Raw genomic sequence first — 25,473 nt, forward strand, 5'->3', positions numbered from 1 at the left:
GTCATCTTCTTTCCTCCCGCACATAGGCCTGGCCGAGGGCGCCGGGCTCCTCGTCGGCGCCGCGCCGCGACAGCGCCACCCAGACCATCACGCCGAGCGTCACCGCGTACGGCGTCATCATCACGAAGTACTGCGGCAACTGCACGCCGGCCGCGGCCAGCTGCGGGATCAGCGCCTCGATGCAGCCGAACAGCAGCGCGCCCACCAGCGCCTTCCACGGCGACCAGCGCGCGAAGATCACCAGGCCCACCGCGATCCAGCCGCGCCCGCCGGTCATGCCCGCGATCCACAGCTTGGTGCTGACCACCGAGATGTAGGCGCCCGCCAGGCCCACCAGCGCCGAGCCCGCGAGCACCGCCGCGAAGCGCCAGGCCGGCACGCGGATGCCGGCCGCATCGGCCGCCTGCGGGTTCTCGCCCACGGCGCGCAGCCGCAGGCCGGTGGCGGTGCGCGCGAAGAACCAGGCCACCGCGCCGAACAGCGGCAGCGTGAGCCACACCATCGCGTTCTGCTCGAACAGCCGGCCCACGACCGGCAGCTGCGACAGCGGCCACAGCCCCATCGCGCCGATGCCCTCGGTGGCATGGTTGGTCCACCCGGCCAGGCTGCCGACCAGCGCCGTGAGCCCCTGGCAGAAGAACACCAGCGCCAGCCCCGCGATCACCTGATTCACGCGCAGCCAGATCACCATGACCGCGAACAGCACCGACACCGTGGCCGCCGCGAGCATCGCGAGCGCCAGCGACACCGTGGGCTGGCCGATCGCGATCTGCGCGCCGATGCCGGCCAGCGCGCCCACCAGCATCAGCCCTTCGGCGCCGAGCGAGAGCACGCCCGCGCGTTCGCTGAGGATCAGGCCGAGGGCGGCCAGCGCATAGGGCACCGCGAAGTCGGGCGTGCTCGCGAGCCAGTTGAGGATCACGCCGCCGTTCATGGCGCGGTCTCCGTGCCCACGCGGCGCAGCCGGTGGCGGATGAAGAAGTCGCTCGAGGCGACGCACACCACGATGATGGCCTGGATCAGCTGCACCATCGAGAACGGCACCTGGTAGAACACCTGCAGGCTGCGCCCGGTGACGAACAGCGCCGCCACCAGCAGCGCCACCACCGTGGCCGCGAGCGGGTTGTTGCGCGCGAGGAAGGCGATCAGGATGCCCGAGAAGCCGTAGCCCTGGTAGAAGGCCTGCGTGAGCCGGCCCTCCTGGCCCGCGGCGACCGCGAAGCCCGCGAGCCCGGCCATCGCGCCCGACAGCAGCACCGCGCCGTAGATCGTGCGCCGCACCGGCACGCCGTTGGCATGCGCCACGCGCGGGTTGGCATCGACGAAGCGCAGGTACAGGCCCGCGCGGCTCACGCCCACCAGCCACCAGGCCAGCAGCGCGACGATGCCCGCGAGCAGGATCGCGCTGCCGATGCCGGCCCCGAGTTCGGGCAGCCGCTCGAAGGCGCGGAACTGCGGCGAGTAGGGGAAGCTGTCCTTCGGATCCTTCCAGGCACCGTAGACCAGGTGCAGCAGGAAGTTGGCCGCCATGTAGTTGAGCATCAAGGTCGAGATGATCTCGTTCACGCCCAGCCTGAGCTTGAGCCAGGCGGGCCCGAGCACCCACAGCAGGCCGCAGCCGATGGCGGCCGCGAACATCAGCGGCAGGCGCAGCGGCTCGGGGCCGAGCTGCCAGATCGAGACGGCGGTCGCGCCGATGGCGCCCCAGATCATCTGGCCCTCGAGCCCGAGGTTCCAGAAGCGCGCGCGAAAGGCCAGCGAGCCCGCGAGGCCGACCAGGATCATCGGCGCGGCCTGGAACAGCACGGCGCGGAAGTTCTGGCCGTCGAGGAAGGTCTGGGTCACGAACTCGTTGGCGAGCTCGTCGGCCGGCACGCCCGCGGCCACGAGGATCGCGGCCGAGATCGCGAAGCCGGCGGCCAGCGCGGCCGCGAGGATCAGCGCCTGCCAGCGCCAGGCCATGTGCTGGCGGATCTCGAGCGCGTAGCGGCGGCGTGCCAGCGGCTGCACGCGATGCGGTGCCGTGCCGCGCGCGGTGTCGGGGGCGAGCGCGGCTTCAGCCATGGTCCACCATCGCCTGTCCGATGGCCTGGCGGTCGGCCGGCTGCGCGAACTCGCCCGCGATGCGGCCGCGCGTCATCACGCCCACGCGGTCGGCCAGCTGCAGCACCTCGTCGAGGTCCTCGCTGATCAGCAGCACCGCGGCGCCGCCGTCGCGCGCGGCGCGCAGCCGCGCATGCACCTCGGCGCTGGCGCGCACGTCGAGCCCGCGGCTCGGGCTGTGCGCGAGCACCAAGGTGGGCGACTTGCCGAACTCGCGCGCCAGCACCAGCTTCTGCGCATTGCCGCCCGACAGCAGCGCGGCCTTCTGCGCCACCGAGCGCACGCCCTGCACGTCGAAGGCGCGCACCGCCTCCTGCGTGTCGGCCTGGATGCGACCGCGCCGCAGCCGCCACACCGGACCGTAGCGACCGGTGTGCACGCGGCCGATGGCGTAGTTCTCGGCTACCGACAGCCCGCCCGCGAGCGCGAGCCCGTAGCGGTCGGCTGGGATCGCCGCGATGCCGAGCCCGCGACGCGCCGAAGCGGCCATCGCCTTCAGGTCGCCATGGCCTTCGAGCCGGATCTCGCCCTCGACGGCTTCGCCCGGCAGGCCGAGGATCGCGCCGGCCAGCTCGCCCTGGCCGTTGCCGCCGACGCCGGCCAGGCCGTAGATCTCGCCCGCGTGCAGTTCGAGGTCGACGCCGTCGAGCACGCGGCGTCCCTCGGGCGAAGCGGGGGTGCGCAGGCCACGCACCGACAGGCGCACTGCGCCGCGCGCCGAGGGCGCGGGCCGGAAGGCCGAGGCGGCGACCGCTTCGCCCACCGTGAGCTTCACGAGCTCGGCGACCGACGCATCCTGCGGGCGCAGCGTGGCCACGGTGCGCCCGCCACGCATCACGGTCACGCGGTCGGCATAGGTCTTCACGTCGGCCATCTTGTGCGTGACCAGCACCACCGCGGCGCCGCCGCGCGCGAGCCCCTGCACGGTCTGCAGCAGCCGCGCGGCCTCCTGGTCGGTCAGCACGGCGGTGGGCTCGTCGAGGATCAGGATGCGCGCGCCCGCGAGCAGCACCTTGAGGATCTCCACGCGCTGCTGCTCGGCGATCGAGAGCGTGTCGACGCGGCGCATCGGGTCGATGTCGAAGCCCAGCGCCGAGGCCTTGTTGCGGATGTCGCGCGCGATGTCGCGCAGCCGCTCGCCATGGCTTCGGAACTCGGCCGAAGGCGGCGCGGTCAGCAGGATGTTCTGCGCCACGGTGAAGGGCCGCACCAGCTTGAAATGCTGGTGGACCATGCCGATGCGCTGGCGCGCCGCATCGCGCGGGCCGGCGAAGCGCACCGCGTTGTCGTCGACCAGCAGCTGGCCCGCCTCGGGCGCATAGAGGCCGGCCGCGATGTTCATCAGCGAGGACTTGCCCGCGCCGTTCTCGCCGAGCAGCGCATGCACCTCGCCCCAGCGCGCGGCGAAGTGCGCGTCGGTCAGCGCCGCGAAGCCGTCGAAGGATTTGCGGATGCCGGTGAGTTCGAGCGCGTTGGGCATGGGGGCGGAACTCCTCGCGGCCTACTTCTGCGTGACCACGCCCTTGACGAACCAGTCCATCTTCCAGAGGTCGGCATCGGACAGCACGGCGCCCTTGGCCACGCGCTCCTTGCCGTCGCGGTCGGCCAGCGGGCCGGCGTAGATCTGCTTGCCCTTCATGAGCGCGTCGCGCTCGGCCGTGATCAGCGCGGCCTTGTCCTTGGGCACGGCCGGGCCGAAGCCCGCGATGTCGGTGCCGCCGTCCTTCATCGAAATGAAGGCGCCGTACTCGGCGGGCTTCCAGTTGCCGGCCATGATCTTCTTGAGCTCGGGCGTCAGGAAGCGGTCCCACACCCAGACCGAGGAGCACAGCGTGGCCTTGGGCGCGAACTGGCGCAGGTCGCGGTGGTGGCCGGTGCCGTAGACGCCACGCTCCTGCGCGACGATCTGCGGCGTGGGGCTGTCGACGTGCTGGCCGATCACGTCGGCGCCCTGGTCGATCAGCGCGGCAGCGGCGGCGCGTTCCTTCACGGGGTCGTTCCACGCGCCGGTGTAGATCACGTTGACGGTGGCGTTGGGGTTCATCTTCTGCGCGCCGAGCGCGAAGGCGTTGATGGTCCAGTTCACCACGCCGAAGGGATTGGCGGCGACGAAGCCGAGCTTGCCGCTCCTGGAGGCCGCGCCCGCGGCCATGCCGCACAGGTACTGGCTCTCGTAGGTGCGGCCGTAGAAGGATTCGAGATTGCGGCCGTTGGTGGTGCCCGAGCCGTTGAGGAAGGCGACGTCGGGGTACTTGGCGGCCAGGTCCTTGAAGCTGTCGGAGTAGCCGAAGGCCGTGCCGATGACGATGTTGGCGCCGCGCTGGATGAACTTCTCGGCCGCGGGCTTGATGGCCGATGCGTCCTCGGGCACGTTCTCGACGAACTGGATCTTCTGGCCGAGTTCCTTCTCGATCTTCACGCGCGCCTCGTCGAAGGCCTGGGTCCAGCCGCCGTCGTTCTTGGGGCCGAAGTAGAGCATCGCGATCTTGGGCTTGTCCTTGAGCGTGAAGCCGTCGGCGGCGGCCGCGGGCAGCGCCGCGAGGGACGCTGCGCCCGCCGCGAAGGTCAGGGCGAGGCAGGAAACGGGAATGCGCGGCATGGAGCAACCTTTCGAGAGAGGCATGGCGGAAGGGGCCGGAGAAAGAAGAAGGAGAGCGAGCAGGCGCGAGGGGGCCGCGGGCGCGTCACAGCATGAAGTTGATGCGGAACACGTTGCCCTCGGGATCGAGCAGCACCGACTGGTACCAGTCGTAGTAGGTGCGGTAGGGCGGCTTGACGAGCGTGGCGCCGGCCTCGAGCGCGATCGGCACCATCCGGTCGACCTCGTCCTGGCTGTCGACGTCGATGTTGAGCAGGAACTTCACGCCGCGCGTGTCGGAGAACTCGGCGAGCTGCAGCAGTTCGTAGGCATCGAGCGCGTTGAAGCCCAGGCTCGACTTGCCGGTGTCGAGGCCGCGGAAGATCGGCGAGCGGATCGCCTCGACCTCGGGGAAGCCGAACACGCGCTGGTAGAAGCCGCTGAGCGCGACCACGTCCTTCGCGAAGACGTTGACGTAGGACAGGTGGGCCATGTGCTCTACGCCGTCACCTTGGTGCCGCCGAAGGTCGTCTGCTTGACGAACTTCGAGGTCAGGTGGTCGCCCGAGGAGATCGGCGCGTACTTCGGCTGTTCGCCGGGCGCGAGGCAGCTCGGCAGGCACTCGACCATCGCGTCGTAGTTGGGCTGGTGGAAGAACACCAGCGACTGCCGGCGGTTGGTGCTCGCCACCTCGAAGGGCGGGTTGATCACGCGGTGCAGCGTCGACACCCATTGGTCGTTGGTCCACTGCATCATCAGGTCGGCGATGTTGACGACCAGGCCGTCCTCGACCTGCGGCACGTCGACCCACTGGCCGGCCTTGTTGAACACCTGCAGGCCCTTGTCGTCGGGCAGCACGATCGTGAGGCTGCCGTAGTCGCTGTGCGCGCCCGCGCGCAACTGGCCCGGCAGCGGCTGCTCGCGCTGCGGCGGATAGCTCAGCACGCGGAACATGCTGATGTGGCGGTCGATCTTGTCGTCGAAGAAGCGCTCGGGCAGCGCGAGGCCGAGCGCGAACACGCGCATCAGCGAGCGCGAGAGATCGCTCATCGCCTCGAAGTAGCCCTCGTAGGCTTCGCGGAAGCCCTCGATCGGCGGCCAGCTGTTGGGCTCGAAGTGCGGACCGGCCGCGGCACCGCGGTGGTAGTCGTCGTCGGGCACGTTCGAGGGGCCGATCGAGAACGACTCCTTGAGGTCGCCCGGTGCCGCCTCCTCGAGGCTGTACGACAGGCCTTCCTCGCCGACCGCGCTGTAGCCGCGCACCGCGTCCTCGCGCGGGCGGTCGACCTTGCGCTTCTCGGTCAGGGGCAGTTCGAAGAAGCGCCGCGACAGCGAGGCCACGCGTTCGATCAGCTCGGGTGCGATGCCGTGGTTGGTGATCACGAGGAAGCCGATGCTGCGGCAGGCTTCGTCGACTTTGTGCGCGACCTCGGCCTTGCCTTCGGCGGTGCCGGCGAAGTACGGCGCGAGATCGATGATGGGAACGGACAGCAGGGTCATGGCGAATGGCTCCATGGGCTTGGCATGCCTTTCGCCATGCAACGTCTGTGCCAGTTGGACCAAATGGACAAATCGCTTTCGTCGCGTCAGCATGGTGCGCCGCGAGGCCTTCGGAACACCGGCGCGGCGCGGTGCGATGCACGCGGCCTTACAGTGGTGCGCGTTCCGAACCAACGACCGACGAAGACAGAAAGAGCGAGGGAAGATGCCGAAGACCAAGGCGCTGGCCGCGGCCAGCCACAGCGAGAAGCCGAGCCGCAAGCCCGCCGTGCGCAGCGCGTCGGCGGTGAACCGGCGGCTGCGCCAGATCGAGAACAAGCGCAGCGCGATCCTGGGTGCGGCGCTCGGGCTGTTCTCGCGCTTCGGGCTGCACGGCACCTCGATCGACCAGGTGGCCGCGCGCGCCGACGTGTCGAAGAGCAACCTGCTCTACTACTTCGCGAACAAGGAGGAGCTCTACGTCAACGTGCTGCGCGACCTGCTCGCGCTGTGGCTCGAGCCGCTGCGCGGCTTCAGCGCCGAGCAGGATCCGCGCGAGGCGATCGGCGACTACATCCGCCGCAAGCTCGTGATCTCGCGCGACCGGCCCGATGCCTCGCGCCTGTTCTGCCTCGAGATGATCCAGGGCGCGCCGCTGCTGCGCGACGAGCTCGATCGCGAGCTGCGCACGCTGGTGGAGAAGAAATCCGAAGTGATCCGCGCCTGGGTCGAGGCCGGCAAGCTCGCGCCGGTCGATCCGCCGCACCTGATCTTCGCGCTGTGGGCGATCACGCAGCACTACGCCGACTTCGGCGTGCAGGTGCAGGCGCTGTCGGGCCACACGCTGGAAGACGAGGGCTTCTTCGAGCGCACCGTGGAGAACGTGCAGCGCATCGTGCTGCAGGGCATCGAGCCGCGTTGAGTTCGCGGCTTCAGTGCGGCGGCGCCGCGATCTCGTGATAGCGCCGATCGAAGTAGATCAGCCCCTGCGCCGCGCCGCCGAGGGCGATGGCCACGGCTTCGCAGAACAGCACGTCGTGCGTGCCCGCGCTGGTGGCGTGCATCACGCGGCAGTCGAAGGAGACGGCCGCGTCCTCGAGCATCGGCGAGCCGGTGGCATCGCGGCGCCAGCGGCCGGCGGCGAAGCGCTCGTCCATCGGCGTGCGGCCGCCGAACAGCGCGGACAGCGACTGGTGGCCCGCGGCGAGCACGTTCACGCACAGCACGCCATTGGCCTTGAAGGCCGGGTACACCGAGGCCGAGCGGTTGAGGCACACGAGCAGGGTCGGCGGCTCGTCGGTCACGCTGCAGACGGCCGAGGCCGTGAAGCCGGCGCGGCCCGCGGGACCGTCGGTGGTGATGATGTTGACGGCCGCGCCCAGTCGCGCCATCGCGTTGCGATAGTCGCTTTTCTGCAGGCCGGGCGGCAACCCGGCGGGCGTCGAAATGGAGGCCATGGCGTGTTGCATGCCGGGTGCTTTCAGGCCAGCACGCAGGCCTCGTCGAAGCCCAGGCGCGGCAGGCGCCCGAACAGCTTCGACGCGTCGCCGTGGCCGAGGTTGATGAGGAAGTTGACGGTCCAGTCGCTGCCCTCGAAGAAGGCGGCGTCGACCTTGGTCTTGTCGAAGCCCGACATCGGGCCCGCGTCGAGCCCGAGCGCGCGCGCCGCCAGCAGCAGGTAGCCGGCCTGCAGGCTGGCGTTGCGGAAGGCCGTCTCGTGCGCGGCCTCGGGGCTGCCGGTGAACCAGCTGCGCGCATCGGCATGCGGGAACAGCGTGGGCAACCGGTCGTAGAACCTGCGGTCCCAGGCGGCGATGACGGTGACGGGCGCGCTCATCGTCTTCTCGAGGTTGCCCTTGGAGAGCGCGGGCGCGAGCCGTGCCTTGCCCTCGGGCGTGCGCACGAACACGAAGCGCGCGGGCGAGCAGTTGGCCGAGGTCGGGCCGAGGCTGGCGAGCGCGTGCAGCTGGCGCAGCTGCGCATCGGACACCGGTTCGGCGGTCCAGCCGTTGTGGCTGCGCGCGGCGGTGAAGAGCAGCGCGAGCGCCGCGTCGTCGAGCGAAGTGGAAGTGGTCATGCGATGGCGGCGGGTGCGGCGACCCGCGAGAGGAAATCGAGCAGGCCGCGGTTGAAGGCCTCGGCCTCGGTCACGCTGTGGGCATGGCCGCCGTGCGCGACGAAGTCGAGCGTGACGTCGTGCAGGCCGTCGGCCAGGTGCTGCGAGCAGGTCCAGGGCACGAGCACGTCGTCCTTGGCGGCCGCGATCAGCGCGGGCGCGGCGATCTCGCCGAGGCGCGCGGCGATGTCGAAGGCGCGCAGCGCGCCGATGCGCGCGCGCATGTTGGCCTCGCCCGGAAAGTGCGCGAAGGCATGGTCGACCTCGTCGGCCACGCGCTGCGCATGCTCGGCGGCCCAGGCGGCGGGGTACAGGAAGATCGGCTGCGCCTCGACATAGGCGCGCGCACCGCAGGCGCGGAGCAGCGCGAGCCGCGCGTCGAAGCAGCGCGCCGAATGCGGATTGGGTCGGGCCCACGCGTTGACGAGCACCAGGCTCGCGATGCGCGCGGGTGCGTCGAGCGCGAGCTGCAGGCCCACGAGGCCGCCGAGCGCGTGGCCCGCGAAGTGGCACTGCGCGGTGCGGGTGGCATCGAGGATCTCGAGCACGTCGCGCGCCATGTCGGCGATCGCATAGGCCTCGGGCAGCGCGGCGGGGCTGCGGCCGGTGCCGCGCTGGTCGTAGGCGATGACGCGGTGGCCGGCGGCGACCAGCGCGCCGAGCTGCGGCTGCCAGAAGCCGGCCGAGCCGCCGAGGCCCGACGACAGCAGCACGGTGGCCGCGGCATCCGAAGGGCCATGCACCTCGTAGTGCAGGGTGCTCATCGAGCTCAGGCCTTTCGGCCCACGTGCGCGATCGAGGCGATCTCGATCAGTGCGTCGGGCTTCACCAGGCCGCACTGGATGCAGAAGCGCGCCGGCTTGGTGCCGGGGAAGAACTCGGCATAGACCGCGTTGATCTTCGCGTAGTCGGCCCAGTCCTTGATCATGATCTGGTTGAAGGTCACGTCGTCCATGGTGCCGCCCGCGGCCTCGACCACGCCCTGGATGGTGGCGAGCACATGGCGCGCCTGCGCGGCGGCGTCGCCGACATGGACCACGTTGTTGTCCTGGTCGAAGGGCAGCGTGCCCGAGACGTAGAGCACGCCGTCGGCGAGCGTGCCGGGCACGTAGGGGGCGAGCGGCACGCCGGTGCCGGGCGGGATGATGGCTTGCTTGGGCATGGGAAGGCTCCTGGAGAAAAGAGGATCAGGCGGTGGCGGCTTCGGCCGGGGCGGGTTGCGACAGCGCGGTGGGCGCGAAGCTGCGGCAGAAGTGGTCGACCGAGGAGACCCAGCCGAAGAAGGTCTCGACGTTGTAGACCGAGGCCTGCTGGATCGCGGCCCCGCCGAGCTCGTGCGTGGCGTCCTCGAGCATCACGGCGAAGTACTCGAGGTGGAAGGCATCGCGCAGCGTGGACTCCACGCAGACATTGGTCGCGATGCCGGTGAACACGAGGTGGCGGATGCCGCGCGAGCGCAGCGTGCTGTCGAGCGTGCTGTTGAAGAAGCCGCTGTAGCGCGTCTTGGGCACGACGATGTCGCCGGGCCGTGGCTTCATCTCGTCGATGAGCTCGTAGTCCCAGCCGCCCTTGGCGAGGAAGCGGCCCTGCAGCTCGGGCCGCGCGCGCATGGTCTTGAGCGCGTTCGACTTGTGCCAGTTGGGCGAGCCGGGGCCGCCGGCCTCGACATAGCCGGCGTCCCAGCCGTTCTGCAGGAACACGACCAGCAGGCCGGCCGCGCGCGCCGCGGCGATGGCGCGCACGATGCCGGCGATGGTGCCCTGCGCGCCCGAGATGTCGAAGCCGGCCGAATCGACGTAGCCGCCGAGCGAGGCGTAGGCGTTCTGCATGTCGACCACGACGAGCGCGGTGTCGCTCGCATGCAGCGCGAGCGGCTCGGGGCGCGCGGGCAGGATCAGCGGGGCGGGCGCGCCCGCGGCGCGCGGCGCGCCGACGGGCGTGGTCGAGGTGAGGGTGGCGTTGCGGGCCGGTGCGTTCATGGCGTGCTCCGGGTCAGGCCGCGAGGCGTTCGGGTTCGACGCGCGAGGGCACCGGGCTCGGCACGTGCGCGCGGCTCTTCATCAGCGGCTGGATGCGCTCGCCGAAGGCCTCGACGCCCGCGAGGAAGTCGTCGAAGGTCAGCAGCACGCCCTCGGTGCCGGGCACCTCGGCCACCTCGTCGAGCAGGCGCGCCACGGTCTCGTAGGAGCCCACGAGCGTGCCCATGTTGATGTTCACGGCCGAGGTCGGGTCGGCCATCTGCCGCACGTTGGTGTCGGCGCCCGACCTGGTGTCGGCCGCGCCCTGCGCGCCGAGCCAGGCGATGGCCTCGCTGTCGGCGCCGGCCTTGTAGTGCTCCCACTTGGCGCGCGCGGCCTCGTCGGTCTCGTCGGCGATCACCATCATCAGCACGTAGCTGGTGACGTGGCGGCCCGTGGCGGCGCTGGCCTCGATCAGCTTCTCGGCCGCGGGCGCGAAGGCGCGCGGCGTGTTCACGCCCTTGCCGAAGCAGAAGTTGTAGTCGGCGTACTTGGCGGAGAACGCCATGCCGGCGTCGCTCTGGCCGGCGCAGATCACCTTCATGCCGGCCTGCGGGCGCGGGCTCAGGCGGCAGTCGTCCATCTGGAAGTGCGCGCCCTTGAAGTCGCAGCGGCCCGTGCCCCAGAGGTCGCGCAGCACCTGGATGTATTCGGACAGGTATTCGTAGCGCGTGCCGAAGAACTGGTCGCCGGGCCACATGCCCATCTGCGAGTACTCGGGGCGCTGCCAGCCGGTGACGAGGTTGAGGCCGAAGCGGCCGTTGGAGATCGAGTCGATGGTCGAGGCCATGCGCGCGACGATGGCCGGCGGCATGACCAGCGAGGCCGCGGTGGCGAACAGCTTGATCTTGGTGGTGACGGCCGCAAGGCCGGCCATGAGCGTGAAGGACTCGAGGTTGTGGTCCCAGAACTCCGTCTTGCCGCCGAAGCCGCGCAGCTTGATCATCGACAGCGCGAAGTCGACGCCGTAGTGCTCGGCCTTCAGCGTGATCGCCTTGTTGAGCTCGAAGCTGGGCTTGTACTGCGGGGCGTTCTCGGACAGCAGCCAGCCGTTGTTGCCGATGGGAATGAAGATGCCGACGTTCATGGAAGGGCTCCGGTTGCGGGATGGCGAGGCTCCTTGCATGCGGCGTGCCAGTCGAAAAAATCCTTTCAAATCAATGGCTTGATGATTTTCATGGCCGTTGTTTTGTCCAAATGGTCCAAAGTGGAGCGGTCGATCGCCCGAGGCTGCGGCGGCACGGTGCGCGCCGTGCCAAAGCAGTGCAGTGCCCGCGTCACGCACGGCGCGGCAGAATCACGCCCATGCCCAAGTCCCCACTCCGCACCGCCGCGGCCATCGGCGGCACCGCCGACGACATCGAGGCCGCCTTCTACGAGGCGCTGCAGCGCGGCGACATCGACGCGCTGATGGCCTGCTGGGCCGACGAGGACGAGGTGTTCTGCGTCCATCCGGGCGGCCCGCGGCTGGTGGGCACGGCGGCGATCCGCTCGGCCTTCGAGCAGATGTTCGGCAACGGCGCGATCCACGCCACGCCCGCGCACGTGCGCAAGATCGACTCGATCGCGAGCGCGGTCCACAACGTGCTCGAGCGCATCGAGGTGCTCACGGTCGAGGGACCGCGCCATGCCTTCGTGCTCGCGACCAACGTCTATCACAAGACCGCGCAGGGCTGGCGCATGGTGGCGCACCATGCGAGCCCGGGCAGCGCGCGCGAGCCCGACGACGCGAACGAGCTGCCGCAGATGCTGCACTGAACGCCGGGCGTTCTCTTCCTTCGTTCGATGTCCGCGTTCCTTCCTTCTTCCTTTCCCTCCGGCACGCCCGATGCGCCGACGCCGTCCGCGATGGACTACCTGGCGCCACGCTGGCTGCCCGGCGGCAACCTGCAGACGATCTGGGGCGCGCTCTATGCGCGCCGCTTCGAGGGCGCGGCGCCGGCCTACCGGCGCGAGCGTTGGACCGCGCCCGACGGCGACTTCGTCGACGTGGACTTCGCCGATGCGCCCGGTTCGCAGGGCGAGTCTGGCGGCCGGCCCCTGCTGGTGCTGTTCCATGGCCTCGAGGGCTCCTCGCGCAGCCACTATGCCGAGGCCTTTGCCGACTTCGCCGCCGCGCGCGGCATGGACTTCGCGGTGCCGCATTTCCGCGGCTGCAGCGGCGAGATGAACCTCGCGCCGCGTGCCTACCACTCGGGCGACTTCGAGGAGATCGGCTGGATCCTGGCGCGCATGCGCGCCAGCCGCAAGGACGGCGCGCCGGTGCTCGCGGCCGGCGTCTCGCTGGGCGGCAATGCGCTGATGCGCTGGGCCGGCGAGGCCGGCGAGAGCGCCTCGCGGGTGGTGGGCGCGGTGGCCTCGGTGTGCTCGCCGCTCGATCTCGCGGCGGGCGGCGATGCCATCGGCCGCGGCTTCAACCGGCTGGTCTACACCCGCATGTTCCTCGCGACCATGAAGCCCAAGGCGCTGGCCAAGCTGGCGCAGTTCCCGGGGCTGTTCGATGGTGCCCGGCTCGCGGCCGCGCGCGACCTGCGGACCTTCGACGACGTCTTCACCGCGCCGCTGCACGGCTTCGTCGATGCGGACGACTACTGGCGGCGCGGCTCGGCCAAGCCGCACCTGGGCGCGATCCGCGTGCCCGCGCTGGCGGTCAACGCGCGCAACGATCCCTTCATTCCCGCCGCCAGCCTGCCGCGGCCCGGCGAGGTCGGCCGCCACGTCACGCTGTGGCAGCCCGTGCACGGCGGCCACGTGGGCTTTCCGATGGGGCGGCCGCCGGGCCACGTGCGCGGCATGCCCGAGCAGGTCGGGCGCTGGCTCTGCCGCCAGGCCGGCGTGCCGGCCGACGCGGTGCGCGCCGTGCCGCGGGGACAATGAGGCCATGGACGACATCGTCAGACAGGCCCTGGCCAAGTGGCCCAACGTTCCGCACTGCTACGGCTGGCTCGGCCTCGACGCGCGCGGCAACTGGTACATGCGCGACGACCGCACCCAGGCCCAGGGACCGTTTCCGGCCGCCAAGGGCTCGATGCTGCGGCACGACAAGCTGATCGACTTCATCCACCGCAACTACGAGCACGACGACGAGGGCCAGTGGTTCTTCCAGAACGGGCCGCAGCGCGTCTACGTGGAGCTGGAGGCGGCGCCGCTGGTGTGGCGCATCGCCGAGACCGGCTTCGCGGTGACGGCCCACACGGGGCAGGCCGTCGAGGTCACGGGCTGCCTGCTCGACGAGCATGGGCACCTCTATCTGTCGGCGGGCCTCGGCCTGGGGCTGGTCCACACGCAGGACGTGGGGCTCGCGGCCGATGCGATCGAGCAGGGGTTGTGGACGCCCGAGACGGTGAGGGCGGCGGAACTGCCGGCGCGCTTCGGGCATGTGCTGAGCCCGGCCGAACGCCATGCCACGCAGGCCTGAGTTGCTATCTAAAACGTAGCGAGCGAACACGAAAAAGCCGGCGCGAAGCCGGCTTTTTGCTGGGTGGGCGCGGCGCGCGGGCCGCGGTCCTCTTCCGAATTACTTGCTGGCGCTGGCCGCGGGAGCCGCAGGCGCCGCGCCCGAAGCCGCGGGTGCCGCGGCGGCCGACGCGCCATCGGCCGGGGCTGCCGCCGCCGGACGCTCGGGCACCGGGAACTTGGCGCCGCCGGCATTGGCCATGTAGACCACGGCACGGCCGATCTCGAGGTCCTCGAAGTCGCCGCCGCCCTGGGCCGGCATCGCGCCCTTGCCCTTGAGCGCATGCTCGAGCAGCGTGGCGTAGCCCTGGCCGATGCGCGGGCCCCAGGCGGCCGCGTCGTTCAGGTGCGGTGCGCCGGGAATGCCGGGCGCGCCGTGGCAGGCGACGCACTGGGCCTTGAACACCGCTTCGCCGGCCGCCAGCGGGCGGTTGGCATCGCGGATCTCGATCGCGCCGATCTTCTTCAGGCGCTCGCCGACCTCGCGGTCGCGGGCTTCCTGGGTGACGCCGTAGAGCGCCATGTTGTCGCCCTCGGCGGTACCTGCCGGCTTGTTGCCGGACACCACGTAGGCCACGAGGCCCACGATGATGAAGATGGGTGCGAGGAAGGAGAAAAAGACCGCCAGCAGCAGTTGCTTGGGATTCTTGATCGGACCGGTGTGGGCTTCTTCGGTGGCCTGGTAATGCGGGTCTGCGCTCATGGCGTCCTCAAAATCGGGGGCTCGTCGGGGGGCGTTTTTCGAATCAACCGACGATTATAGAGAGGCCCTTCGCCGCAAGGCGAAGGGCCTGTCGCATGAGCGTGCGCGGATTTGCGCGCAAACAACCGTCGAGGTGGCTTCAGCCCTTGCGGCGGATGACGACGGCGGGCGGCGTTTCGGCCGCGCCGGTCGTGGCCGCGGGTGCCGCGCCACCGCTCGCGCCGCTCGCGCCGCTCGTCGCGGTGCCGGCCGCGGCCGCATCGCGCGAGGCCCAGCCGCCGCCCAGCGTCTTGTACAGCGTGACCTGGTTCTGCAGCAGCTGCAGTTGCGTGGTCACGGCCGACTGCTGCGCCGTGAACAGCGAGCGCTGCGCGTCGAGCAGGTCGAGCGCGCTGGCCACGCCGTTGCGGTAGCGCAGGTCCGAGAGCTTGAAGCGCACCGCCTCGGCATCGGCCTGCGCCCGCTGCGCGCGCGCCTGCTCGCCGAAGGTGGCGCGGCCCGCGAGCGCATCGGCCACTTCGCGGAACGCGGTCTGGATCGACTTCTCGTACTGCGCCACCGCGATCTCGCGTCCGGCCTTGGCCGAGTCCAGGCCCGCGATGTTGCGGCCTGCGTCGAACAGCGGCAGCGTGACCGTGGGCGCGAAGCTCCAGGCCTTGGTGCCGCGGTCGAACAGGTTCGAGAACTCGCTGCTCGCGGTGCCGATCGAGGTGGTCAGCGAGACGCGCGGGAAGAAGTTCGCGCGCGCCGCGCCGATGTTGACGTTGGCGCCGATCAGCTGCTGCTCGGCCGCGCGGATGTCGGGCCGCTCGGCCAGCAGGTCGGAGGGCAGGCCCGCGGGCACGTCGGGGATCGGGCGGATGCCGCCCAGGCCCTTGGCGCCCGCGAAGGCGCTGGCCGGCACCGGTGCACCCAGCAGCAGCGCGAGCGCGTTCTCGTCCTGCTGGCGCGTGCGCAGCTGCTGCGCATAGGCGGCGCGCGCGGTCTCGGCCAGCGAGTTGGCGGCCTGGAAGTCGAGCTCGGACGACACGCCGTTGTCGAAGCGCAGCTTGGTCAGCCGCACCGATTCCTCGCGCGTGCTCAAGGTCTGGCGCGTGATCTCGAGCAGCTCGTCGTCGGCCAGCACCGTGAGCCAGCCGTTGGCGACCGCGGCGATCAGGCTGATCTGTGCGGCCTTGCGCGTTTCGTCGGTCGCGAGGTACTGCGCCAGCGCCTGGTCCTTCAGCGCGCGGATGCGGCCGAAGAAGTCGATCTCCCAGGCGGTGATGCCGAGGTTGACCGAGTACTGCGACGTCACGCTGCCCTGGCTGCTGTCGATCGCCTGGTACGGGTTGGGGCTCGAGCGCGAGCCGTTGCCCGACAGGCCCAGCGCGGGGAACAGGTCCGCGCGCTGGATCTGGAACTGCGCGCGCGCCTGCTCGATGTTGAGCACCGAGACGCGCAGGTCGCGGTTGTTGGCCAGCGCGGTCTGGATCAGGCCCGCCAGGCGCGGGTCGGTGAAGAAGTCCTGCCAGGGCATGGCGGACGCCGCCGGCCCGGCCGGCTGCGCCGGATCGCCCGGGTAGGTGGTGGGCACCGGCGCCGCGGGGCGCTCGTAGGTCGGAATCAGCGAGCAGCCGGTCAGCAGCAGCGCGGCCGCCAGCGCGGTGGGAATCAGTTTGTTATTGAGGTTCATGTTTTTCCTCCGTGATGCCGGCGGCTTGCGCATGCCGCTTGTTGGCCTCGTGCTGGCGCGCGCTGCCCTTGAAGAGCTTGCGCACCACCACGAAGAAGACCGGCACGAAGATCACCGCGAGCACGGTGCCTGTCACCATGCCGCCGAGCACGCCGGTACCGATCGCGCGCTGGCTCGCCGAGCCTGCGCCCGAAGCGATGAACAGCGGCACGACGCCGAGGCCGAAGGCCAGCGAGGTCATGATGATCGGGCGGAACCTCAGGTGCGCCGCTTCGAGGGCCGACTCGACCACGCCGCGCCCCTGCGCCTGCAGGTCCTTGGCGAACTCGATGATCAGGATCGCGTTCTTCGCCGACAAGCCGATGATCGTGATCAGGCCCACCTGGAAGTACACGTCGTTCGAGTACGAACGCAGCAGCGTCGCGAGCAGCACGCCGATCACGCCCAGCGGCACCACCAGGATCACCGACAGCGGGATCGACCAGCTCTCGTACAGCGCGGCCAGGCAGAGGAACACCGCCAGGATCGCGAAGCCGTACAGGATGATGGCCTGCGAACCCGCGAGCTTTTCTTCACGCGATTGGCCAGTCCATTCGAAGCCGAAGCCTTGCGGCAGCTGCGCGGCGAGCTTTTCCATCTCGGCCATGGCGGCACCCGTGCTCTGCCCCGGCGCCGCCTCGCCGCTGATGCGCATGGCGGGATAGCCGTTGTAGCGCACGGTCTGCGTCGCACCGGTGACCCACCGCGTGGTCGCGAAGGTCGCGAACGGCACCGGTTGACCCTGGGCGTTGGGCGCGTTGAGCTTGAGCATGTCCTCGGGCTGCATCCGCGCCGGCGCATCGGCCTGCACCACCACGCGCTGGAAGCGGCCGCGGTTCGGGAAATCGTTGATGTAGCTAGAACCGAGCGTCGTCGACAGCGTGGTGTTGATCGCGTCGAAGCTCACGCCCAGCGCGTTCGCTTTGTCGCGGTCGATGTCGATCTGCAACTGCGGCGCGTCTTCCAGGCCGTCGGGCCGTACCCCTGTGATGATCTTGCTCTGCGAGGCCATGCCCAAGATCTGGTTGCGCGCGTTGACGAGGGCCTCGTGGCCCGCGCCCGAGCGGTCCTGCAGCCGGAAGCTGAAGCCGCTGGAATTGCCAAGTTCGAGAATCGGCGGCGGACTCAGCGGGTAGATGAAGGCATCCCGGATGCCCGAGAGCGCGCCGAAGGAGCGGCCCGCGAGCGCCTTGGCCGAGTGGGCCGGGTCCTTGCGTTCCTCCCAGCTCTTGAGCGTCACGAACGCCAGGCCCGCGTTCTGGCCCTGGCCCGAGAAGCTGAAGCCCATCACGCTCACCATGCTCTCCACCTCGGGCTGCTTGAGCATGAAGCCTTCGACCTGCTTCATCACGTCCAGCGCGCGCTCCTGGGTCGCACCCGGCGGCAGCTGCACGTTCACGATGATGTAGCCCAGGTCCTCCTCCGGCAGGAAGGAGGTCGGCAGTTGCCGGTAGATGAACACCACCGCGCCGACGATCGCTGCGTAGATCACGAGGTAGCGCGCGGCGCGGCGCAGGATGCGCGAGACCATGCCCTCATAGCCCTTGGCCGTGCGCGTGAAACCGCGGTTGAACCAGCCGAAGAAGCCGGACTTCTCGTGGTGATGGCCCGCCTCCACCGGCTTGAGCAGCGTGGCGCACAACGCCGGCGTGAGCGACAGCGCCAGGAAGGCCGAGAACGCGATCGAGGTCACCATCGTCGCCGAGAACTGGCGGTAGATGTTGCCGGTCGAGCCCGCGAAGAAGGCCAGCGGCACGAACACCGAGATCAGCACCACGGTCACGCCGATGATGGCGCCCGAGATCTGCTGCATCGCCTTGCGCGTGGCCTCCAGCGGTGGCAGTCCTTCCTCGCTCATGATGCGCTCGACGTTCTCCACCACCACGATCGCATCGTCCACCACGATGCCGATCACCAGCACCATGCCGAACATGGTCAGCACGTTGATCGAGAAGCCCAGTGCGAACAGCACGGCGAAGGTGCCCAGAAGCGCGATCGGCACCACGATGGTCGGGATGATCGTGTAGCGCCAGTTCTGCAGGAACAGGAACATCACGAGGAACACCAGCGCCACGGCTTCGAGCAGGGTCTTGACCACTTCGGTGATCGAGATCCGCACCACGGGCGTCGTGTCGTACGGCATGCTCCACTTCACGCCTTCGGGGAAGTAGCGCTGCAGCTCGGTCAGCCGCTCGCGCACGGCCTTGGACGACTTCAGCGCGTTGCCGCTGGGCGTGGGCAGCACGGCGATGCCGACCGCGGGCACGCCGTTCAGGCGCGCCGAAGTGGCATAGGCCTGGCCACCGATCTCGATGCGTGCGACGTCCTTGAGCCGCACGGTCGAGCCGTCGGTGTTGGCGCGCAGCACGATCTCCTTGAACTGGTCGACGTTGGCGAGCTGGCCGTTGACCGTCACCGTGGCCGCGATCGCCTGGCCCGGCACGTTCGGCAGGTCGCCGATGGTGCCCGAGGCCACTTGCGCGTTCTGCGCGCGGATCGCGTTGTTGACGTCGGCCGGCGACAGGTTGAAGCCCTGCAGCTTGGCCGGGTCGATCCAGATGCGCATCGCGTTCTCGGAGCCGAACAGCTGGACCTGGCCCACGCCGTCGATCCGTTGCAGTTCCGGCACGATGTTGCGCGCGGCATAGTCGCCCAGCGCCGAGGTGTCGGTGCTGGCGTTGCTCGACGACAGCATCGCGAACAGCAGGAAGTTGGAGCGCGACTTGTCGACGCGCACGCCTTGCTGCGTCACCGAGGACGGCAGCCGGGGCGTGGCGCGCGAGAGCCGGTTCTGGACGTCCACCTGCGCGAGGTCTTCATTGGTGCCGGGCTCGAAGCTGATCGTGATGGTGCCGGTGCCGTCGGCCTGGGCCACCGATTCCATGTAGATCATGCCCGGCGAGCCGTTCATTTCGCGCTCGATGATGGCCAGCACGCTGTCTTCGAGCGTCTGGGCCGAGGCACCGGGGTAGGCGACGGTGATCTGGATGGCGGGCGGTGCCACCGGCGGGTACTGCGAGATCGGCAGTTGGGTGATTGACACGCCGCCTATCACGAGGATGAACAGTGCGATCACCCACGCGAAGATGGGTCGATCGATGAAGAATTTGGCCATTGCGGGCGCGCTCCTTGATTACTTCTTCTCGGCCGGAGCCGAGGCTGCCTTCTGCGGGGCGGGTGCCGCGCCAGAGGCTGCCGGCGCGGCGGCGGGCGCCGCACCGTTGGGATTCGGTTTCGTCCACGGGACCGCCTTCACGGGCGTGCCCGGCGGCATCATCTGCAGGCGCTGGAAGCCGTCGACCATCACCTGTTCGCCGGCCTTCAGGCCTTCGAGCACCACCCACTGGTTGTCCTTGGCGGCGCTGATCTTCACCGTGCGCTGGCTCAGCTTGCCGTCCGCGCCCACCACCGTCAGGTGGTCACCCTGCTGGGTGCGCGTGACCGCCTGCTGCGGCACCGTGATCGCGTTGCTGACCTGCGCCTGCTCGAGCTTCACGCGAACGTAGAGGCCGGGCAGCAGCTCGCCCTTGGGGTTGGGGATCTCGGCGCGCAGCGTGACCTGGCCGGTGGTGGCGTCGACCGTGAGGTCGGAGAACAGCAGCTTGCCGTCCTGACCGTAGTCGGTGCCGTCCTCGAGCACCAGGCGGATGCTGGCGGCGTCCTCGCCGCCGGCGCGCTTGTACTGGCCCGCGGCGACCGCGCGGCGCAGCTTCAGCACGTCGGAGGCCGACTGCGTGAAGTTCACGTACAGCGGATTGATCTGCTGCACCACGGCCAACTCGGTGGCATCGCCCTGGCCGACCAGCGCGCCCTCGGTCACCAGCGCGCGGCCGATGCGGCCCGAGATCGGCGAGGTCACGTCGGCGTAGCCCTGGTTGATCTTCGCGGTCTGCAGCGCGGCGCGGCTGGCGGCCACGTCGGCCTCGGCGGTCTTCTGCGAGGCCACCGCGTTGACGTATTCCTGCTTGCTCACCGCATTGGCCTCGACCAGCGGCTTGTAGCGGTCGGCCAGTGCCTTGGCCTGCGCGGCATTGGCTTCGGAGCGGGCCAGCGCGGCCTGCGCGTTCTGCGTGGCGGCCACCAGCGGTGCCGGATCGATGCGGAACAGCAGCTGGCCGGCCTTCACGTCGCTGCCTTCGCGGAATTCGCGCTTCAGCAGGATGCCGGCGGCACGGGCGCGCACCTGGGCCACGCGCGAGGCCTCGAGGCGGCCCGGCAGTTCGGTCACCAGGCCGACGTCGGTCGGCGCCGCGACGATCACGCCCACTTCGGGGGCGGGATGGCCGCCGCCACCGGCACCACCGGCGCCGGCTGGCGCGTCGCTCTTCGAACAACCCGCGATGACCAGCAACACGACGGCAGCCACGGTCGCGAGGCGCGGCGAAAGAAACGATGGGCGCGAAACATGCAGGAGAGGCATGCGATTCCTTTGAAGCGAAGACGGGAGACGGCGATTTCTGCGGCCGCGCCGGAAAGCCAGCACGGCCAGGTGGGCCATCGGGAAGGGCGACAGTTTACATACATTCATGGATGTATAGTGACATCCACGCAATGGCCCCACGATATGCAAAGGGCGTTGCCTTTACAAATCAGGAGACTTGGTGGCACGTCGTACGAAGGAAGAAGCACTGGCGACGCGGAATCGACTGCTCGATGCCGCGGAGTTGCTGTTTCAGGCGCAAGGGGTCTCCCAGACCACGCTGCAGCAGATCGCGCAGCAGGCCGGGGCGACGCGGGGCGCGATCTATTGGCATTTCAAGGACAAGGCCGATCTCTTCAACGCGATGATGGAGCGGGTCATTCTTCCGCTCGAGGCGCCGCCCAAGGCCGCGGCCCTGAGCCATGACGACCCGCTGGCCGAGATCGAGGAGGGCATGGTGCATGCGCTGACCCTCATGACCACCGACCCGCAGGTGCGCCGCGTGTTCGACGTGGCCACCCACAAGGTCGAATACACCCACGACATGGCCTCGGTGCAGCAGCGCCATCTCGATGCGCGCAATGCCTGCGTGGTCGATTTCGAGAAGGCCCTGCGGCTGGCCGCGCGGCGCGCCCGCATCAGGCTGCCGGTGCCCGGCAGCGTGGCGGCGCAGGGACTGCATGCGCTGATCAGCGGACTGATCCAGAACTGGCTGCTCGATCCCGCGGCCTTCGACCTCGTGCCCACGGGCCGGCGCACCTTCCGCGTGTACCTCGCGGGCCTTGGTTTCACGCGGCAGACGGGGGCGAACGGCGCAGCCGTGCACGAAGCCGAAACAGCGGCCGCGTGATAGGCGATAATGCGAGGCTCCGGTTTCACCGGAAACCCATTTCTCGCTGTATTTCAACGGATAGAATTCGGCCCTCCGAAGGCTGAGATCCAGGTTCGATTCCTGGCGGCGGGACCAGACACACGGCAAAAAGGCCGGAAGCTCCAAGGGGCTTCCGGCCTTTTTCATGGGGTGGTCATCGGGCGAAGGCGGATCGCCCGCGCCTCAGACCCGGCAATCCGGCGCCAGCCGGTCGAGCGTCTGCACGATGCGCATCGACAGCCGCTGCGAATAGGCGCCCGCCGGATGCAGGATGTCGGCCATCTCGTTGGCCCTGAACTCTTCCGCGCCCCAGTCGGCGAAGCCCGCGCCCGTGTCCTGCGCCACCTTGCGGATGGCCGCGTCGTACTTGTCGCGGCCCGGCACCGGGATGCGCTGGCGCGACAGCCCCGTGACGATCACGACCCGGCCCTCGCGCATCGCGGTGGCGATCATGCTGCGCAGCGGCGCCTCCACCGGCAGCGACAGCGCCGCGTCGTTGATGCCGTGGCCGATGACCACGAACCGCGCCTCGCGCTTCTCGCTCGCGAAGCTCGCCGCGCGCGTGGTGGCCGTCTCGCCGTTGGCGGTGCGGTCGTCGATGGTGTAGCGCGGCCGCAGCCGCTTCAGCGCGGCGGCCGGCGGTTCGGCCAGCCGCAGGTTGCCGCCGTAGCCGCCGTGCAGGATCGAGTCGCCATAGAGCACGACGCTGCAATTGGGAGCGGCCGCGACGGCAGGGGCCGCCGGCGTGGCGGGCGCGGCGGCGACCTGGGGCGGCGCCTCGGGCGCGCGCTGCACGGCCGGGGCAACCGGTGCCGCCGGCGCGAGCGCCACGGGCGCGGGCGGACGGGCCTTGTCGGGGGCAGACACCCCGCAGGCCGCGAGTGCGCAGGCACCCAGGAGGGAAAGGAGGGCCCGCGACGCGCGCGAGGCCTGGCGCGCACGGGCGTGCACTGCGAGATGGGAAGACATGGGAGGGGAGTCCGGTTCCGGGTGTCGCCATCTTGCGAGTGCAATGTGGAGCAACTGTGAAGATCGTACCGCCGGCATGGCCTTGCTTGCTTTTGCGGCCCGTCGCGCAGCCAATCGCCGCAGGGCCGCCCGTGCCATCGGCCCGCGCGGCATCATCGGCATCCATCATGAGAATCGGCATCCGGACCAAGCTCTTCTTCTTCGTGCTGGTGGCTTGCGCCGCCGTGGTGGTGGTTCAGGCCGGCGCCATGCGCTTCGTGTTCGCGCGCGGCTTCCTCGGCTACCTCAACCAGCAGGGCCGCGCGCACGTCGAGGAGATGCTGCCGCGCGTGGCCGCGGCCTACGCGGCGCATGGCGACTGGCAGTTCCTGCGGCAGGACTTCCGCAACTGGATGGAGCTGGTGCTGCCGATCGCGCGCGAGCCTGGCGTGGATCCGGCGCCGCAGCTCGCCTCGTCCGACCAGACCGGTGCCCTCGCGCGCATCGGCCTGCTCGACGCGCAACTGCGCCGCGTGGTCGGCAATCCCTCGGTCGGGCCGGACTCGATCCGGCTGCCGGTGACGGTCGACGGGCGCATCGTCGGCTGGGTGGCGATGGTGCCCTTCGAGGACGTGCTGCCCAAGGACGACGCGCGCTTCCTCGAGCGGCAGTTCAAGGCCCTGACGCTGATCGGCCTGGGCTCGATCGCGGTGGCGGCGCTGCTGACCTTCGTGCTGTCGCGCGCGCTGCTGCGGCGGGTGCGCGGCATGGCCGGCGCCACGCAGCGGCTGGCGGCCGGCGACTACGCCTCGCGCATCGAGGTCGGCTCGAACGACGAGCTCGGCCATCTCGCGAAGGACTTCAACCGCATGGCGCAGACGCTGGAGCACACCGAGCGCGCGCGCCGCACCTTCATGGCCGACATCTCGCACGAACTGCGCACGCCGCTGGCGGTGCTGCGCGCCGAGCTCGAGGCGATCCAGGACGGCATCCGCTCGACCACCGCGCAGTCGGTCGATGCGATGCATGCCGAGGTCGGCCGGCTGGGCAAGCTGGTCGACGACCTGCACGACCTCTCGCTGACCGACATCGGTGCGATGACCTACCGGCGCACGCCGATCGACGTCGCCACCGTGCTGCGCGCGGCGGTCGGCAGCATGCAGGGCCGGCTCGAGGCGGAGGGCCTCGAGCTGCGGGTACGGATCGCGCAGGCACCGCTGTCCATCAGCGGCGACGAGCGGCGGCTGCAGCAGCTGGCGGCGAACCTGCTCGAGAACTCGCTGCGCTACACCGACCGCGGCGGCGTGGTGCAGGTGCGCGCCGACCGCCACGAGGGCGGCGTGCGCATCGTGGTCGAGGACGGCGCGCCCGGCGTGCCGAGCGACAAGCTCGAGAAGCTGTTCGAGCGCTTCTACCGCGTCGAGGGCTCGCGCAACCGCGCCAGCGGCGGCAGCGGGCTGGGCCTGGCGATCTGCCGCAACATCGTCGAGGCGCACGAGGGCCGCATCCAGGCCCAGGCCTCGCCGTTCGGCGGACTGCGCATCGTCATCGACCTGCCGGGGATCGATGCATGAGCATGAGCCTTCCGACCCTGGGCCATGTGCTCGTCGTCGAGGACGAGCCGCGGCTGGCGGCCGTGCTCGGCGACTACCTCGCGGCCGCGGGCTACACGCACCACTGGGTCGCCGACGGCAACGCCGCGCTGCCGGCCTTCCATGCGCAGCGGCCCGACCTGGTGCTGCTCGACCTGATGCTGCCCGGGCGCGACGGCGTGGAGATCTGCCGCGACCTGCGGCGCCTCGGCGCGGTGCCGGTGATCATGGTCACCGCGCGCGTCGAGGAGGTCGATCGCCTGCTGGGGCTGGAGATCGGCGCCGACGACTACGTGTGCAAGCCCTTCAGCCCGCGCGAGGTGGTAGCGCGCGTGGGCGCCGTGCTGCGGCGGCATCGGGCCGCGAGCGCCAGGCCCGCGGCCACGCCGGCGCAGGCGCCGCTGCTGGTGGTCGATGGCACCGGCCGTGCCAGCGTGCGCGGCCGCGAGCTCGACCTCACGCCGGTCGAGTTCCGCCTGCTGGCCGTGCTGCATGGGGCGCTCGGCCGCGCCTTCTCGCGCGACCAGTTGCTGGGCCGCATCTACGACGACCGGCGCGTCGTGACCGACCGCACCATCGACAGCCACATCAAGAACCTGCGCCGCAAGCTCGCCGAGGCCGGTGGCTCGGAGGACTGGATCAAGTCGATCTACAGCGTCGGCTACCGCATGGAGCTCTGAGCGCCCGCTTCGGCGAAGTGCGAGGGCGGGCGGCCCAGCGTGCGGCGGAACATGGTCGAGAACGCGGCGGGGCTGTCGTAGCCGAGGTCCAGCGCCACCGTCGTCACCGGCTCGCCGGATGCCAATCGCGACAGCGCCAGCAGCACGCAGGCGCGCTGGCGCCACTGGCCGAAGGCCATGCCGGTCTCGCGGCCGAAGCGGCGGCTGAAGGTGCGTTCGCTCACGTGCAGCCGCGCGGCCCATTGCGCCGGCGTGGCGTGGATGTCGGGCGCGCGCAGGAAGTCCAGGCACAGCGCGGCCAGTGCCGGCTCGCGCGGCAGCGGCAGGTGCAGCGGCAGCGCCTCGGCGCGCGCCAGCTCGTGCAGCGCGAGGCGCATCAGCAGGCCGTCGCGGCCCTGGCGCTCGTACTCGGCGGGTACCTCGACGGCCGCCATCAGCAACTGGCGCAGCAGCGGCGACACCTCGAGCACCTCGCACTGGCGGCCATGGCGCGGCGCCTCGCGCGGCTCGATGTAGAGGCTGCGCGTGCTCACGCCCAGCATGCGCACGCGGTGCGGCTGGCCCGCCGGTATCCACACGCCGCGCTGCGGCGGCACCACCCAGGCGCCGTCGTCGGTGCCGACCTCCATCACGCCGGTGGCGCCGTAGAGGAACTGCGCGCGCCGATGGCTGTGCGTGGGCAGCAGCTGGCCCGGCGGGTAGTCGGTGCCGATCGCGAGCACCGGGCGGGCGATGGCGTCGACGGCATCGATCGGGACATTGCGCATGAGGGGAAGAAGTGGCTTGGCCGGAACG

General features: G+C 70.3%; 25 protein-coding genes and 1 tRNA gene. 8 read left to right on the top strand and 18 right to left on the bottom strand.

The window, feature by feature from the left end; genetic code table 11:
* Position 1: 1 nt before the first annotated feature.
* The 6 genes from R0232_RS02980 to R0232_RS03005 form a co-directional block, all read right to left on the bottom strand.
* Positions 2-934: an ABC transporter permease gene (locus R0232_RS02980; protein ID WP_431511186.1), complete on the bottom strand. Its 933-nt coding sequence runs from the start codon at positions 932-934 to the stop codon at positions 2-4.
* Positions 931-2,064 carry an ABC transporter permease gene (locus R0232_RS02985; RefSeq protein WP_431511187.1) on the bottom strand — a complete coding sequence of 378 codons (1,134 nt, stop codon included), beginning with the start codon at positions 2,062-2,064 and terminating at the stop codon, positions 931-933. Before R0232_RS02985 ends, R0232_RS02980 begins: the two co-directional genes overlap by 4 nt.
* Complete coding sequence (locus R0232_RS02990; protein ID WP_431511188.1) at positions 2,057-3,583, bottom strand: ABC transporter ATP-binding protein; 1,527 nt, start codon at positions 3,581-3,583, stop codon at positions 2,057-2,059. The genes R0232_RS02985 and R0232_RS02990 overlap by 8 nt, the downstream gene beginning before the upstream one ends.
* A 21-nt stretch (positions 3,584-3,604) precedes the next feature.
* Positions 3,605-4,702 (bottom strand): BMP family ABC transporter substrate-binding protein, encoded by a 1,098-nt coding sequence (locus R0232_RS02995; RefSeq protein ID WP_431511189.1) that lies wholly within the window; start codon positions 4,700-4,702, stop codon positions 3,605-3,607.
* Between the two features lie 85 nt (positions 4,703-4,787).
* Positions 4,788-5,174 carry a VOC family protein gene (locus tag R0232_RS03000; RefSeq protein ID WP_431511190.1) on the bottom strand — a complete coding sequence of 129 codons (387 nt, stop codon included), beginning with the start codon at positions 5,172-5,174 and terminating at the stop codon, positions 4,788-4,790.
* Positions 5,175-5,179: 5 nt separating this feature from the next.
* Positions 5,180-6,181 (bottom strand): isopenicillin N synthase family dioxygenase, encoded by a 1,002-nt coding sequence (locus tag R0232_RS03005; protein ID WP_431511191.1) that lies wholly within the window; start codon positions 6,179-6,181, stop codon positions 5,180-5,182.
* Between the two features lie 205 nt (positions 6,182-6,386).
* Here R0232_RS03005 and rutR point away from each other — a divergent pair, with 205 nt between their 5' ends.
* Positions 6,387-7,082, top strand: coding sequence for an HTH-type transcriptional regulator RutR (rutR, locus tag R0232_RS03010; RefSeq protein ID WP_093350367.1), 696 nt, complete (start codon positions 6,387-6,389; stop codon positions 7,080-7,082).
* A 10-nt stretch (positions 7,083-7,092) separates the two neighbouring features.
* Here the strand turns inward: rutR and rutF are convergent, their stop codons facing one another.
* Genes rutF through rutA form a run of 6 tightly spaced genes read right to left on the bottom strand, consistent with a single transcriptional unit; the run spans position 7,093 to position 11,381 of the window.
* Positions 7,093-7,617: an NADH-dependent FMN reductase RutF gene (rutF, locus tag R0232_RS03015; protein WP_431511192.1), complete on the bottom strand. Its 525-nt coding sequence runs from the start codon at positions 7,615-7,617 to the stop codon at positions 7,093-7,095.
* A gap of 23 nt (positions 7,618-7,640) precedes the next feature.
* Positions 7,641-8,237: a malonic semialdehyde reductase gene (locus R0232_RS03020; protein WP_431511193.1), complete on the bottom strand. Its 597-nt coding sequence runs from the start codon at positions 8,235-8,237 to the stop codon at positions 7,641-7,643.
* Positions 8,234-9,040, bottom strand: coding sequence for a pyrimidine utilization protein D (rutD, locus tag R0232_RS03025; RefSeq protein ID WP_431511194.1), 807 nt, complete (start codon positions 9,038-9,040; stop codon positions 8,234-8,236). The genes R0232_RS03020 and rutD overlap by 4 nt, the downstream gene beginning before the upstream one ends.
* A 5-nt stretch (positions 9,041-9,045) precedes the next feature.
* Positions 9,046-9,438 (bottom strand): pyrimidine utilization protein C, encoded by a 393-nt coding sequence (rutC, locus tag R0232_RS03030; RefSeq protein ID WP_431511195.1) that lies wholly within the window; start codon positions 9,436-9,438, stop codon positions 9,046-9,048.
* A 25-nt stretch (positions 9,439-9,463) separates the two neighbouring features.
* On the bottom strand, positions 9,464-10,255 hold the full coding sequence (rutB, locus tag R0232_RS03035) for a pyrimidine utilization protein B (protein ID WP_431511196.1): 792 nt from the start codon (positions 10,253-10,255) through the stop codon (positions 9,464-9,466).
* A 13-nt stretch (positions 10,256-10,268) separates the two neighbouring features.
* Complete coding sequence (gene rutA / locus R0232_RS03040; protein ID WP_431511197.1) at positions 10,269-11,381, bottom strand: pyrimidine utilization protein A; 1,113 nt, start codon at positions 11,379-11,381, stop codon at positions 10,269-10,271.
* A 218-nt stretch (positions 11,382-11,599) separates the two neighbouring features.
* Between rutA and R0232_RS03045 the strand changes: the two genes are divergently transcribed.
* Genes R0232_RS03045 through R0232_RS03055 form a run of 3 tightly spaced genes read left to right on the top strand, consistent with a single transcriptional unit; the run spans position 11,600 to position 13,712 of the window.
* The gene (locus R0232_RS03045) at positions 11,600-12,052 is read left to right on the top strand and encodes a YybH family protein (RefSeq protein WP_057593960.1); all 453 of its coding nucleotides are present in this window, start codon (positions 11,600-11,602) and stop codon (positions 12,050-12,052) included.
* 27 nt (positions 12,053-12,079) lie between these two features.
* Positions 12,080-13,171, top strand: a complete 1,092-nt coding sequence (locus R0232_RS03050; RefSeq protein ID WP_431511198.1) for a YheT family hydrolase — start codon at positions 12,080-12,082, stop codon at positions 13,169-13,171.
* 4 nt (positions 13,172-13,175) lie between these two features.
* A complete protein-coding gene (locus tag R0232_RS03055; protein ID WP_431511199.1) occupies positions 13,176-13,712 on the top strand; it encodes a DUF2946 family protein in 537 nt (178 codons plus the stop codon).
* 99 nt (positions 13,713-13,811) lie between these two features.
* On the opposite strand, the gene R0232_RS03060 is transcribed toward R0232_RS03055, so the two are convergent.
* The 4 genes from R0232_RS03060 to R0232_RS03075 form a co-directional block, all read right to left on the bottom strand.
* Positions 13,812-14,453: a c-type cytochrome gene (locus R0232_RS03060; RefSeq protein ID WP_093350392.1), complete on the bottom strand. Its 642-nt coding sequence runs from the start codon at positions 14,451-14,453 to the stop codon at positions 13,812-13,814.
* Positions 14,454-14,592: 139 nt separating this feature from the next.
* Positions 14,593-16,128, bottom strand: coding sequence for an efflux transporter outer membrane subunit (locus R0232_RS03065; RefSeq protein ID WP_431511200.1), 1,536 nt, complete (start codon positions 16,126-16,128; stop codon positions 14,593-14,595).
* Positions 16,115-19,282, bottom strand: coding sequence for an efflux RND transporter permease subunit (locus R0232_RS03070; protein ID WP_431511201.1), 3,168 nt, complete (start codon positions 19,280-19,282; stop codon positions 16,115-16,117). Before R0232_RS03070 ends, R0232_RS03065 begins: the two co-directional genes overlap by 14 nt.
* 18 nt (positions 19,283-19,300) lie before the next feature.
* A complete protein-coding gene (locus R0232_RS03075; RefSeq protein ID WP_431511202.1) occupies positions 19,301-20,587 on the bottom strand; it encodes an efflux RND transporter periplasmic adaptor subunit in 1,287 nt (428 codons plus the stop codon).
* A gap of 178 nt (positions 20,588-20,765) precedes the next feature.
* Between R0232_RS03075 and R0232_RS03080 the strand changes: the two genes are divergently transcribed.
* Together R0232_RS03080 and R0232_RS03085 are read left to right on the top strand one after the other, a co-directional pair.
* Positions 20,766-21,437 carry a TetR family transcriptional regulator gene (locus R0232_RS03080; protein WP_208511338.1) on the top strand — a complete coding sequence of 224 codons (672 nt, stop codon included), beginning with the start codon at positions 20,766-20,768 and terminating at the stop codon, positions 21,435-21,437.
* 42 nt (positions 21,438-21,479) lie between these two features.
* Positions 21,480-21,554, top strand: a tRNA-Arg gene (locus R0232_RS03085).
* Between the two features lie 87 nt (positions 21,555-21,641).
* Here the strand turns inward: R0232_RS03085 and R0232_RS03090 are convergent.
* Positions 21,642-22,427: an SGNH/GDSL hydrolase family protein gene (locus R0232_RS03090; protein WP_431511203.1), complete on the bottom strand. Its 786-nt coding sequence runs from the start codon at positions 22,425-22,427 to the stop codon at positions 21,642-21,644.
* A gap of 167 nt (positions 22,428-22,594) precedes the next feature.
* Between R0232_RS03090 and baeS the strand changes: the two genes are divergently transcribed.
* Positions 22,595-23,980, top strand: a complete 1,386-nt coding sequence (gene baeS / locus R0232_RS03095) for a sensor histidine kinase efflux regulator BaeS (protein ID WP_431511204.1) — start codon at positions 22,595-22,597, stop codon at positions 23,978-23,980.
* 2 nt (positions 23,981-23,982) lie between these two features.
* The gene (locus R0232_RS03100) at positions 23,983-24,678 is read left to right on the top strand and encodes a response regulator (protein WP_431511205.1); all 696 of its coding nucleotides are present in this window, start codon (positions 23,983-23,985) and stop codon (positions 24,676-24,678) included.
* Here the strand turns inward: R0232_RS03100 and R0232_RS03105 are convergent.
* On the bottom strand, positions 24,660-25,445 hold the full coding sequence (locus tag R0232_RS03105) for an AraC family transcriptional regulator (RefSeq protein ID WP_431511206.1): 786 nt from the start codon (positions 25,443-25,445) through the stop codon (positions 24,660-24,662). The two genes, R0232_RS03100 and R0232_RS03105, sit on opposite strands and share 19 nt — an antisense overlap.
* Between the last annotated feature and the right edge of the window lie 28 nt (positions 25,446-25,473).

This window comes from Variovorax sp. DAIF25 (assembly GCF_050711835.1).
Lineage (GTDB): Bacteria > Pseudomonadota > Gammaproteobacteria > Burkholderiales > Burkholderiaceae_C > Variovorax.